The sequence below is a fragment of the Streptomyces sp. NBC_01463 genome (assembly GCA_036227345.1).
In the GTDB taxonomy this organism is placed as follows: Bacteria; Actinomycetota; Actinomycetes; order Streptomycetales; family Streptomycetaceae; genus Streptomyces.
On sequence record CP109468.1, the window covers coordinates 8,525,253 to 8,537,965 of the forward strand.

Here is a 12,713-nt window from a genome sequence, read left to right on the forward strand (position 1 = left end):
GCTCACTGAACCGACTCGTACCGTGGGGTGTTCACTCTGTTCCGTACGAAGCTCACACACGTCCACGGCGAGCGCATCGACGTGTCGCAGGACGGAACCCGCCTGCTCTCCTACGTCTACGCGCCCGAGGCACCCTTCGAGGCCCCCAAGCCCTACCTGCATCCGCTCGCCACGCTGTCGGGCGCGGTCGTCACCGACTACCGCCCCAACGACCACCGCTGGCACAAGGGCCTGCAGATCACCGCGTCCCACCTCTCCGGCCAGAACCTCTGGGGCGGCAACAGCTACGTCCACGGCGAGGGCTACCGCGCACTCCCCGGCCGGGTGGGCTCCATGACCCACGACGGCTTCGACGACGTGCGCGCCGAGGACGGCCAGGCCGTGATCGCGGAGCGGCTCACCTGGCGCAACCACGACGGCGACCCGTGGGCCGGCGAGAGGCGCAGGATCGAGGCGGCCGTCACGGACCCGGCGTCCGGCAGCTGGCACCTCACCGTGTCCACCGCGATCACCAACCTCCGTGACGAGGAACTGCGGTTCGGCAGTCCCACGACCGCGGGCCGCGAGATGGCCGGCTACACCGGCCTCTTCTGGCGCGGGCCGCGCGCCTTCCGCGGCGGGAACATCCTGACCGCCGGGGCCGAGGGACCCGACGCCATGGGCACCCAGTCGCCGTGGCTCGGCTTCACGGGCGAGCTCGACGGCGTCGACGGACACGCCACCCTCGTCTTCGCGCACGCACCCGAGAACGACCACACCGGCGAGGGCGACGGCCACCCCGCCCACTGGTTCGTCCGCAACGACCCCTTCGCCGCGGTAGCCCCCTCCTGGGCGTTCTACGACGAACTGGTGCTGCCCCCGGGCGACACCCTCACCCGGCGCTACCGGGTCGTCGTGGCCGACGGGCGGCTCGGGCGCGCGGACATCGTCAAGTACCTGGCGGACCACCCGTGGTGACCTTCGCCGGACTGCCCGGAGCCGTGGGCGTCTCCCATCTGGGCGTCTACGACTGGGAGGCGGCCGACGGTCTGCACGGAGGCACCCCGCACCTGCACCTCACCTGCTCCGAGGGGTACGTGGTCCAGGCCGGGCGCGGGGCGGTCCACACCCTGACCGCCGACGGGTTCACCGTGACCCCGCTCGCTCCCGGGTCCCTGGTCTGGTTCACCCCCGGCACGATCCACCGGCTGGTCAACGAGGACGGCGGGCTCCGGATCACCGTGCTCATGCAGAACAACGGGCTCCCGGAGGCCGGTGACGCCGTCCTCACACTGCCGCCGCCGTATCTGACGGACCCCGCCCGCTACGCGCAGGCCGTTGCGCTCCCGGCGGATGACCCCGCGCGGGCCGCGCGCCGCCGCCGGGACCTGGCGCTCGAAGGGTTCGAGGTGCTGCGTCGCGCTTCGGAGGCCGGCGACAACGGCCCGCTGCTCGCGTTCCACGAGGCAGCCGCGGCGCTGGTGCGGCCCCGGGTCGCCGACTGGCGGCAGCGCTGGGAACGAGGGGCCGCCGAGGCGGCCCGGGTCACCGGGGAACAGCTCGGCCGGCTCGCGGAGGGCGATGCCGGACACCTGGCGGACGCCTCCGTGCACACCGCGGTCCCCGCGGAGGCCGGCAGGTACGGCATGTGCGGGCGGCTGGACACCTACCGGCTCCCGGGGGCCTGAGCCGCCGCGAGCCGAACCGGCGCCGGCCACCGGGCGCGCCTGCCGCCGGCAGCTGGTGCTGCCGGCGGGGGCGTGTCCGGGTGCGTGGGTGTCGCGGTCCCTTACCGGGGGAGCACGGAGAGGGCCCGAAGACGTGCGTGCCCACTGCTCCAGCCCGAGACGTCGAGCGCCACATAGCGGGCGGTGGCGCCGGCCGTGAGGGCGGTCATGGTGCCGCGGCCCCGCAGCGTGCCGCCGAGCCGGTAACTGACGCCGTCGTCGCTGAACCCGACCGTCGCGCGCGGCACCCTGCTCGTCGTCCACTCCACGAGGATCCGCTCCACCGGGAGGACGGAACCGAGGTCCACGACCATCCGGGCCCCGTCGGAACCCGGAGTCCACGACGTGTGCCGGTCGCCGTCCACCGCGGCCGACGGGTCCGACATGCCCGCGGGACGCGGGGCGTTCGGGAACGTGTCGCGGCCCAGGGCGGCGTCGTCGAGCGGATAGGGGACGACATCGCGCACCGACACCGTCGTGGTGCGGCCCCGGCGCAGCCGGACCTTCGTGCGCCGGCCGTTGCCCGCCGTCACGAACAGATCGCACGACGGACCGGTCAGCCGAACGGTCGCGGCGTCGACCACGTCCGCCCGGACACCCGGCGGCACCGTCCGCCCCGTCGCCGGAAGCAGGGTGAAGCGGGCCGCGGCGACAGCCGCGGTCGCGCCGTCCAGTTCGGCCGAGAAGTCCGTGCCGGAGGCGGTCACCGTCTGCGTACCTGCGTAGAGGACCAGTGCGGCGTCCTGCCGGGGCAGGGCCACCACGGTCTTCACGGAGTCGGGGGAGAGGTTGAACAGACTCAGGTGCCCGCCGGCCGTGCTGGCGTGCACGACGGGGTTCGCGGCCCGTGGCGCCTCGCGGGCCGCCGCCGCCTTCAACACGGCGGGATCCCCGGTCGGATGGCCCTCGACGGTGAGGGCCTCGGCGGGACCGTCGGACAGCACGACCATGTCGCCGTACACGGCGAGCGGATGGGCGGCGTCACGGACCACGAGTCCGGCCCGTCCGTCCACGGAGAGCCAGCCGCCGGAGCTGGTGAGCTCCGCCTCGGGGAACCGGGTCAGCTCGGTCCAGGTCTTCCCGTCGTCGGAGACCTGCACCTGGTACCGGGCCGCGGCCGCGGACTCCCATGCCAGAGTGATGCGGTCGAAGGCGACGGCGCTGCCGAGGTCGACCGTCAGCCAGCTGTCCTGGCGGCCCCGTTCGGCGACGGCGACGGCCCAGCGGGTGGTGCCGTCCCCGTCCAGCACGTATGCCGCCTCGCGGCCCGTCGCCGCCGAGGACGCGGTGGCGGTGGCGGTGCGGGCGAGGTCGGTGCCGTCCGCGCCGTCCCGGACGGAGACGGTGTAGAGGGAGTACCCGTACTGCGGGTGCCCGGCCACGCCCTGCATGCGGACGAAGCGGTGGGAGCCCCGGGGGAGCGCGAGGGTGTCCACCCGGGGTCCGGTCCCGCCCGAGGTGTTCCCGCTGTCCTTCGACTTCACCTGGACCGATCCCTCGGCCGAGGTGTACGTACGGCTGCCGTCCAGGCCCGCCAGGCCCGGCATCGTCAGGTTGTGTATCTGGAGGTGCCCCTCACCGGCGGCCGTGCCGCTCGTCGCGTAGACGACCGCACCCGACGGGAGGGTGGTGAAGCCGGCGATGCCGGTGTCGAGTTCGAGAACCGACGCGGTCGCGTCGATGCCGTCGCGGACCTTGCGGTAGGTCGTGACGGAGCGGCGCTGCACCTTGCTCCCGGTCGACGGCAGGAACATCGGCGTGCTGCCGCTCAGCGCGAACAGCCAGTCGTCATGAGCGGGCTGCCAGGCGAACTTGACGAAGCCCGGCTTGCTCACCGCGGCCGCCCAGGCCGCCCGGGTCTGCTGGACCACCAGGCCGGGGCCCTCGGCGAAGTCCCGCACACCGGAGGCCAGGTCGTAGAACGCCTCGTCGGACAGCGGTGTCACCGGGCCGCCGTGGGCCGCCCGCCACCGGTGCAGCAGGTAGCTGATGGCGATCTCGGCCCGGGCCTCCGGCTCGTACTTCGCCTCACCCGAGAACTTGGCGAGCCGGTACTCCGGCGCGTACGCCTGGTAGGGCTCCAGCCGCTTCGCCATCGCGGCCTCCGCCCAGGCGGCGGCACGGTCCCCGGTGACCTGGGCCAGGAACGCCAGCGGGATCACATCGCGTCCGTAGAGGTGCTCTCGGTCGGCCACCATGGGCATCAGCGGCTCGCCCGCGTCGCTCATCACCATCAGCAGCGTGCGCCACAGCGGCCCCGCGTTCGGCTGCGAGGTCAGGACCTGCGGCATGGGACGGCCGGCGGCGATGAAGTGGGCGGCGTTGCGGCCGGAGGTCCGCCACAACTCCTCCTGGTAGTGAGGGCCGAAGGAGTTGTGGTTCTCGACGATGAACGTGTCGTACAGGTTGGTCGCGGTGTTCGCGTCCACGGCGACCCCGTCGACCAGGGCCGGATTGGCCAGGTCCGCCGCGGGAAGGCCCGCCTCGTTCCGGGTCCACCGGCCGAAGGCCGCGGACCACGCCTCGTAACGGGAATCGGTGGGGGCCCAGGCGAGGCCCGGTGCCAGCGACTGGGCGTAGACGCCCATCTCCTCCAGCTTCGTGTCACCGACGAAGCCGCCCTTGAGCCCGTTCGGCGTCCAGTCCCCGGAGTCGGGATCGGTCCTGTCGCCGAGGGCGGTGGTGTACTGCGCCTGTTCGCGGGCGATCGTGTCGACGTTCCGCCGCGTGGCGTCGTCGAGCTGGTCCCAGAGCAGCCGCGCGGCGAGCACGAAGTACAGCTGGAAGGTCGTGTCGAAGAACAGCTTGCGGCCCCACTCGGTGCCGCCCGTGAGGCGGTTGGAGGCGGCGAAGTGCTTGAGGGTGGCCAGCGTGCGGGAGAGCAGTTCGTCCTTGGCGATGCCTGCGCGTCCGGAGTCGTACGTGCCCTGGGTCAGCAGCACCGCGTTGCCGAGCACCACCGCGAAGCCGAAGTCCTTGGCCGTGTAGTGGCCGAGGGCGGCGTCCCACTGCGTCTCCGCCCAGCGCGTGTGGGTCAGCAGCACCTGGTAGTACGTTTCCGCGATGCTGTCCTGCTCCGCACCGCCGCCGTGACGGCTGCCGCCGGGGGCGGCGGACGGGCCCGCGGCGGTGGCCGCACCCGGGAGAGCGAGTGAACCGGCGGTCAACAGTCCGGTCAGTCCTGCGAGTTGAACGAATCTGCGCCGGTCGTAGTAGGCGGGTGCTTCGGGCATGGGGTCCTCCGGGTGATGACAACGTTGTCAAACGTCAGGCGCGATCATCCTTTCCTCTGTCCCGGTACCCGTCAAGGGTTCCGTCGTGCGGGGGAGCCCAAAGCAAAAGGCAGGGAGACCTCTCCCTGCCACTCTTAACTTATAGCGCACCGTGGGGCTTGCGGCAAGGCCCGGGGGGTGGCGCAGAATGTCCCGGCCGAGCCCACCACCTGCGGATACGAGGGGCCGACGGCGTGCGTGCGGTCGACGTGCGGGACGGCCGTGGCTCCGGTGGGAGAGCGCCGACGGTGAGCGGGACGCGCCTGACGAAGGGTGCGCCGGAGCCGGCGGCACCGGTGGTTGGCTTGGCCAGTGCAGGGCAATGGGACACGACTGCCTCGGAGGCAACGCGGTGAACGAGCGGTATGTGTTGGATCTTCAGGACGTCGACGGGACGCAGATCGCGGTCGTCGGCGGCAAGGCCGCGCACCTGGGCACGCTGTCGCGGATCGACGGCGTCCGGGTGCCGCCCGGGCTGTGTGTGACCACGCACGCCTTCCGGCGGGTCATCGCCGGCACTCCGTCGCTCGACGGCCGGCTGGATGAGCTGTCGCGCGTGAGCCCGGACGACCGGGAGGGGATCCGCACGCTGAGTGCGGAGATCCGCCGGACCATCGAGGAGACCCCCGTCCCGGACGAGGTCGCGGCGGCGGTCACCCGGGCGCTCGCCCGGCTCGGCGAGGGGACCGCCTGCGCCGTACGGTCCAGCGCGACGGCGGAGGACCTGCCGACGGCCTCCTTCGCCGGCCAGCAGGACACGTATCTGAACATCGTGGGGCCGGCGGAGATCCTCCGGCACATCAGCCGGTGCTGGGCCTCGCTGTTCACCGAGCGGGCCGTGACCTACCGGCGGCGCAACGGCATCGACGACCGCACGGTGCACATGGCCGTGGTGGTGCAGCAGATGGTCTTCCCGCAGGCGGCCGGAATCCTGTTCACGGCCGACCCCGTCACGGGCAACCGGAAGACCGCCACGGTGGACGCCGGCTTCGGCCTCGGCGAGGCACTCGTCTCCGGCCTGGTGAACCCGGACGTCTTCACGGTGCGGAACGACGAAGTCGTCGCCAAGGTGATCGGCACCAAACAGCTGGCCATCCAGGCCCTGCCGGCCGGCGGCACGCAGGAAGTGGCGGTCGACGCGCGGGAGCAGGAGCAGCCGGCGCTGACGGACGAACAGGCCGTGCGGCTCGTCAGGCTCGGGCGGCGGATCGAAGCACACTTCGGCAGCCCGCAGGACATCGAGTGGTGCCTGGTCGACGACGGCTTCCGGATCGTGCAGAGCCGACCGATCACGACGCTGTTCCCCGTCCCGGAGTCCGACGACGAGGAGAACCACGTCTACGTCTCCGTCGGCCACGGCCAGATGATGACCGACCCCATGAAGCCCCTGGGGTACTCCATGTGGCAGCTGACGGCCATGGTGGCCATGCACGAGGCGGGCGGGCGGCTGTTCGTCGACGTCACAGGGCGCCTGGCCTCACCCGCGACGCGCGCGGGACTGCTGGATGCCATGGGCAAGGGCGATCCGCTGATCCGGGACGCTCTGGAAACCGTCCTGGACCGCGGCGACTTCGTTCCGACGCTTCCGGACACGGCCCCCGGCCGCCCGCCGGCCGGGGACGCGCCCGCCCCGATCGACACCGATCCGGCGATCGTCACCGAACTGATCGAGCGCAGCAGGGTGTCGATCGCCGCCCTGGAGCGCGACATCCGGACGAAGACCGGACCGGAGCTGTTCGACTTCCTCCTTGAGGCGTTCGTCGAGCACAGGCGCGTGCTGAGCGACCCGCAGAGCATGAAAGTGATCATGGCGGGGATGGAGGCCACCTGGTGGCTCAACGACAAGCTGCAGGAGTGGCTGGGCGAGAAGAACGCGGCGGACACGCTCACGCTGTCCGCCCCCGACAACATCACGTCGGAGATGGGACTCGAACTGCTCGACGTCGCCGACGTGATCCGCCCGTATCCGCAGGTGGTGGCGTTCCTGCAGGGCGTCGACGACGAGAACTTCCTGGACGGGCTGCCGAAACTGGAGGGCGGCACCGAGGCGCGCGACGCCATCGAGTCCTACCTCGACCGCTACGGCATGCGGTGCGTCGGCGAGATCGACATCACGAGGCCACGCTGGCGCGAACGCCCCAGCACGCTGGTGCCCGTGATCCTCGACAACGTCAGGATCTTCGAGCCGGGCGCCGCCGGGCGCCGCTTCGAGGAGGGGCGGCAGAAGGCGGAGAAGAAGGCGCAGGACGTGCTGACACGCCTGCGGGACCTGCCGGACGGCGACCGGAGGGCCGACGAGGCCGAGCGGATGATCGACCGGGTCCGCACCTTCATCGGGTACCGGGAGTACCCGAAGTACGGCATCATCAGCCGCTATTTCGTCTACAAGCAGGCGCTGCTGGCGGAGGCCGAACGCCTCGTGCGGGCCGGGGTGCTCGCTGAGAAGGAGGACATCTTCTTCCTCACGTTCCAGGAACTCCACGACGTGGCACGCTCGAACCTGGTGGACGACCGGCTCCTCGCGCGGCGCGAGGAGGCGTTCCGCTCGTACCACGCGCTCACACCGCCCCGGGTGCTCACGTCGGACGGCGAGGCTGTCACCGGGTCCTACCGGCGCGACGACGTGCCCGCCGGCGCCCTGACCGGTCTCCCGGTCTCCGCCGGGACGGTCGAGGGAAGGGCCCGCGTCATCCTGGACATGGCGGAGGCCGATCTCGAAGCGGGCGACATCCTGGTCACGACGTTCACGGACCCCAGCTGGTCTCCGCTGTTCGTCGGGATCGCGGGCCTGGTGACGGAGGTGGGCGGACTGATGACCCACGGTGCGGTGATCGCCCGCGAGTACGGCCTGCCGGCCGTCGTGGGCGTCGAACAGGCGACCCGGCTCATCCGGGACGGGCAGCGCATCCGCGTGCACGGAACGGACGGGTACGTGGAGATCCTGCCCTCCACGGCACCGGAGCACCGGTCCGGTGAGTGACCCCCGGCCCGTCGCGTGGCTCCTCACCGGCCTGCCGGGCTCCGGCAAGACCACCTTCGCGACGGCGTTGGCGCGGGGCGCCGTCGTCCGTCTGTCGGTGGATGACCGGATGACGGACCTGCACGGACGGATCGGCAAGGACCACGCGGCGAGCGACCACCTGGCGCTTCAGGCTCCCGTGATCGAGGACGTGCGGCGACAGTTCGCCGCGCTCCTCGGGGAAGGCCGCTCGGTCGTGCTGGACCACGGCCTGGGCACCCGCGCGGTCAGGGACGACTACAAGGGCCTGGTCACGGAGTGCGGCGGCAGGTGGCGGCTCGTCCACTTCCAGGTCGCGCACGACGAGCTGCTGCGGAGGCTGGCGAAGCGGAACGGCGAACCGGAGCACGGCGTGATCTCGCGGGAGACACTGGCCTGGATCGCCGAGCACTCCGAAGCCCCCGTGGGTGAGGGGGAGGAGCCCCCGGTCCTTCCCGGCTCAGCCTGACGGAGTCGCGGTCCGGTCCGGCGCGGGCGAGGTGTCCGCGGCCGCGGCCGCGGCCGGTGCCGCGTGCGGCGGGAAGGTGACGGGCAGGCACTCGGTGAGCAGGTCGACGACATCGCGCCAGGCCCGCTGCGCGTGCAACGGGTGGTGGCCGACGCCGGGGCGCACGGTCTGCTCGACCTTCGGATGGTGGAAGGCGTGCTGGGCCCCGCCGTAGACCACGAGGCGCCAGTCGACGCCTGCGGCACGCATCTCGGCCGCGAACGCGTCCCGGTGCTCCGCGGACATGATCGGGTCCTCCGACCCGACCCCGGCCCAGACGGGGCAACGGATGCGTGCGGCCTCGCCCGGCAGGCCCGCGGTCAGCCCGTTGACCGTCGCGATCGCGCGCAGGTCGACGCCGGCCCGCCCGAGTTCCAGCGCGATCGCACCCCCGGTGCCGTAGCCGATGGCGGCGATCCGGTCGGGGTCGGTACGGGGTTCGGCACGCAGCACGTCGAGTGCCGCCAGGCCGATGCCGCGCATCCGGCCGGGGTCGGCGAGCAGCGGCATCACGCGCGCCAGCATCTCCTCCGGGTCGGTGAACCAGTGCCCGTCGCCGTGCAGGTCGAAGAGCATGGCCACGTAGCCCAGTTCGGCGAGGGCTTCGGCCCGGCGGCGCTGGAAGTCGTTGAGACCGGTTCCCTCGGGTCCGATCAGGACGGCGGGCCGGCGGCCGGTACCGGAGGGGAGCGCGAGGTGTCCGGTCATCGTCAGGCCGTCGGCCGAGTACGTGACCGGGTGTGCGGTGACTGTCGTCATGAGAACCGACCGTAAGGTGAGTCCGGCCCGATCGGGCCGGACTTCACCGTCGGCGGAACACCGCAACCGGGCACGCCCGGTCCCTGTGGCATCGCTCAGCGATCGACCCGCAACGCCTGCAGCAGCATGGGCAGCGAGGCGTGCAACTCGCGCTGCCAGTAGGCCCAGCCGTGGGTTCCCGGTCCGTAGAAGTGGGTGGTCACATGCCGCGCGCCACGGCGTTCGAGTTCGCTCGCCAGGGCCTGGTTCTGCCGGTTGAAGTCCGCTTCGAGCGCATCCGTGGCGCCGGGCGGGTCGAAGGGCCCTGCGGTGCCGTCACCGCAGGACAGGTAGACGGGGGTCGATGTGAGGCGCCCGGCCAGGTGGTACGGATCATGGGCCTCCCACACGCCGCGCTGCGCGACGGGGTCGCCCCAGACCCGCAGCGGATCGTTGCCCTGGCCGGCGAAGAACCCCATGACGCGGTTCACGGACTCGTCGTTGAGCAGCGGGTGCACCGAGCCGGAGTAGGCGGCGGCGGCCTTGAACATGCCGGGGTGCCGGGCGGCGTACAGCAGCGCCCCCTGGCCGCCCATCGAGAGTCCGGCCACGACGCGGTTCGGGCTCGCGCCCCAGCCGCGTTCGAGGAGGAGACGCAACTCCTGGGTGTGGAAGGTCTCCCACGCCGGGGCGCCGCCCTCGCCGTAGTTCCACCAGTCGCTGTACCAGCCGTTCCAGCCGGCTTCCGGCATGACCACGAGGACATCGCGCAGGCTCTCGGTCCGCGCGACATCGGTCTGACCGGTCCACGACGTGTAGTCCCCGCAGCAGCCGTGCAGCAGCCAGAGGGTCGGCCAGTGACGGCCGCGTCCGCCCGGCTTCCACCCGTCGGGCGTCAGCAGACGCACCTTCACGGTCTGGCCGCCGAGAGCCGCAGACCGGACCGACAGGTCGATCTGCCGGTCGGCGACCTGGGTGACCGCGACGACTTCCGCACCCCGGTTCGGGGCGTGCCCGTCCGTTTCCGCGGCGTCGGCCGGTGCGGACGGGGCCGACACCAGGATCAGGAGCAGTGCGGCCAGGACGAGCAGGAGGCGGGTTCGTCGGATCGGGAGGGCGGTCATGGCATCGTCTCCTCGCGGTGGGGGTGCCGGCCCGGCCTTCCCGGACCGGGCGGCGGGATCAGCTCCGGTCGGGCAGGATCAGCAGGGCGTCCCCGACGGGGCGTTCACCGGTGGCGTCGGACGGGGTGTTCAGCACTGCTCCGTCGACGACGAGGGTGGTGGACCCGCCGCCGTCGAGGTTGACCGCGTCGCGCAGGCCGAGCGACCGGGCGACGGCGGCGCTCTCGGGGATGCTCAGCCCGAGTGCGGCCGTGCCGCGTCCGTCGGCCGTGACCAGGACCGTTCGGCCCGCCGCGTCCACCCCGGCCAGGGTGCGCGGATTGCGCTTGTGCACCCAGCCGTAGTAGAAGCTCGCGTTGCCCGGCTGCACCATCCCGTCGGTGGCCGGAGTGACGTGCAGCCGCCCGTCGCGGACCAGTTCGGGCCCTCCGTTGAGGATGCCGGTCGTCGATGACAGCGGGACCCTGCGGCCGTCGCCGTCCCGCAGTGTCTTCTCGACGCGCAGGGGCTTGCCTGCCTGCGCCAGGGCGGTCAGCCCGGCGACGCGGTTGCCGGTCGCCTGTACGGAGCTGCCGCCGGCCGGCAGGGCGCCGCCGCGCGGTGAGCGCAGCTCCACGACCCGGTCATGGCTGTCCAGTACGGCTTCGAGGCCGTCGCCGTGCGGGGTCTGCCCGCCGTACTCACGCGTGAAGGCGACGAGTTCGTCGGGGTCGGTGCAGGTGGCGTCGTGCAGCGGCAGTGAGGTCGGGGTGTCGTCGGCGGTGCCGCCGCAGTTCCTGATCAGGCCCGGTACGCGGTCGATGCCGTCCAGGGGTTGCGACGCGCCCCGGCCGGCCACTCGCCCCTGCCAGGTGAGCCGGGTGACGCCGGTGTGCCGGCCGGAGTCACGTATCACCAGGGCGGGACGTCCGCTCACCGGCTCGCTCAGCAGCCGGCCGTCGTAGACGCCGACACCGGCGGGATCGCCCGGGGCCCCGGCCTTCGGGTCGAGGACGAAGAACCCGGCGTTGACCGCCGCGGTCGCGCCGGCCGCGGCCGCCAGCTCGCTGGTCCTCTCGCGGTTCTCCAGATCGGGGCCGTACGACGGTTCGAGCCTGCCGCGGAAGCGGTGCGGGTCGATGGTGAGCACGTCGACGCGCCACGGGCCGCGGTCCGCCGGATCGCCGTCCCAGCCGGTGTACACGGCCGACCCGGCGTACCCGGCCGCTTTCAGCCGGGCGAGTTCGGCCGTCGCGGCGGACTGCGCGCCGAACCGCCCGACCCGCACCCGCCACCCGAGCGATCCGCCGGCGTAGTCGGCGACGGCCGGAGTCGTGACCTCCTCGAGCCGGGCGTCGAACCCGTCGCCCCCGACGTCGGAGGTCAGCTCATCGGCACTGGCCCGGTCCTTCAGCGCCGTCGGCGGCGCGTCGGGATCCGGCGAGGTCGCACCACCGGGGATCGACAGCTCGACCGTCCACGCGAGCGCCGGGGCCTCGGCACCGCGCACGATCCGCGTGAGGGTGACACCGGGCTGCAGTGTCCGCGTGCTGCGCGTCTCGGTCAGGCCGCCTGCGCCCAGCGGAAGGGCGCGGGCGGACCGCGGGCGCGGCTCGGACGAGGCGGGCGCAGGCAGGCCGCCCACCACGGCCAACAGCGCCAGCACCGTGGACGCGCCGAGGACCTTGCTGTTCATGTCGACCCCCTGGGAAAGATCGGGCTCAGCAAAGGTGCGTGCGGGAGAGACCTTCAGTCAAGACGTGTGCACGTCAATGAGCGTGATGCTGATGCGCCGGCCGCTCGGTGTGCGGACGCGAGGCGCAAGAGCACGCCCCACTCTCTATAACCTGGAAGCATGAACATGTTCGAGGGCGGTGACGGCCGGTTCCTGGAGATGACCAACGGCGGCACGGCGGTGTTCGTGGACGTGCTGATGCTCGCCGTGTCCGAGCTGGCCCGTGAACCGTGGGACTTCCGCTTCGCCGCCCTGCTGACGCTCCAGGACCAGAACGTGATGGGGCGTGGAGTGGTCGGTTTCGGCCTGGCCGAGCTCGACTGGGGGGACACACCGCAGGAGCGGGCGGCGGCGAAGGGCTTCCTGCTGAGCGTCCTCGATCTGGCACTGTCCCGCCACAGGTGGGAGGAGCTGACGTACGAGCCGCCCAGGGCGGAGGGATACCTGCTCGCCTACCGCTCGATGGTGGCGGATTTCGACCCCGGCGACCCCGCGACGGCGCAGGCCGGCGGGAGTGTCCTGCCCGGGCCGCACGAGGCCGCGACGGCCTCCTGCGTACGCCACCGGGTGCTGGACGCGCGGCCGTTCTGGGAGGCGTGCGTGTTCTGCACGGCCGGGGTCTGAGCGGCTGTCCCGGGCGAGGTGCCGGGGGA

At 72.4% G+C, this 12,713-nt stretch carries 9 protein-coding genes; 5 read left to right on the plus strand and 4 right to left on the minus strand.

Features of this window, described 5'->3' with window-relative positions; translation table 11 throughout:
- Positions 1-36: 36 nt before the first annotated feature.
- Positions 37-957, plus strand: coding sequence for a PmoA family protein (locus tag OG521_37460; GenBank protein ID WUW26930.1), 921 nt, complete (start codon positions 37-39; stop codon positions 955-957).
- Entirely contained in the window at positions 951-1,667 is a 717-nt protein-coding gene (locus tag OG521_37465; protein WUW26149.1) for a cupin, read from the plus strand. The genes OG521_37460 and OG521_37465 overlap by 7 nt, the downstream gene beginning before the upstream one ends.
- A 101-nt stretch (positions 1,668-1,768) precedes the next feature.
- Here the strand turns inward: OG521_37465 and OG521_37470 are convergent, their stop codons facing one another.
- Positions 1,769-4,939 carry a discoidin domain-containing protein gene (locus tag OG521_37470; protein ID WUW26150.1) on the minus strand — a complete coding sequence of 1,057 codons (3,171 nt, stop codon included), beginning with the start codon at positions 4,937-4,939 and terminating at the stop codon, positions 1,769-1,771.
- 391 nt (positions 4,940-5,330) lie between these two features.
- On the opposite strand from OG521_37470, the gene ppsA reads away from it, so the two are divergent.
- Positions 5,331-7,958 carry a phosphoenolpyruvate synthase gene (gene ppsA / locus OG521_37475; GenBank protein ID WUW26151.1) on the plus strand — a complete coding sequence of 876 codons (2,628 nt, stop codon included), beginning with the start codon at positions 5,331-5,333 and terminating at the stop codon, positions 7,956-7,958.
- Complete coding sequence (locus OG521_37480; protein WUW26152.1) at positions 7,951-8,445, plus strand: ATP-binding protein; 495 nt, start codon at positions 7,951-7,953, stop codon at positions 8,443-8,445. Before ppsA ends, OG521_37480 begins: the two co-directional genes overlap by 8 nt.
- Here OG521_37480 and OG521_37485 read toward each other — a convergent pair.
- The 3 genes from OG521_37485 to OG521_37495 form a co-directional block, all read right to left on the minus strand.
- A complete protein-coding gene (locus OG521_37485) occupies positions 8,437-9,243 on the minus strand; it encodes a dienelactone hydrolase family protein (GenBank protein WUW26153.1) in 807 nt (268 codons plus the stop codon). The two genes, OG521_37480 and OG521_37485, sit on opposite strands and share 9 nt — an antisense overlap.
- Before the next feature lie 95 nt (positions 9,244-9,338).
- A complete protein-coding gene (locus tag OG521_37490) occupies positions 9,339-10,346 on the minus strand; it encodes an esterase family protein (protein ID WUW26154.1) in 1,008 nt (335 codons plus the stop codon).
- Between the two features lie 58 nt (positions 10,347-10,404).
- Positions 10,405-12,021 carry a phosphodiester glycosidase family protein gene (locus OG521_37495; protein WUW26155.1) on the minus strand — a complete coding sequence of 539 codons (1,617 nt, stop codon included), beginning with the start codon at positions 12,019-12,021 and terminating at the stop codon, positions 10,405-10,407.
- Positions 12,022-12,180: 159 nt separating this feature from the next.
- Here OG521_37495 and OG521_37500 point away from each other — a divergent pair, with 159 nt between their 5' ends.
- Entirely contained in the window at positions 12,181-12,684 is a 504-nt protein-coding gene (locus OG521_37500) for a hypothetical protein (GenBank protein ID WUW26156.1), read from the plus strand.
- The last annotated feature ends 29 nt before the right edge of the window (positions 12,685-12,713 follow it).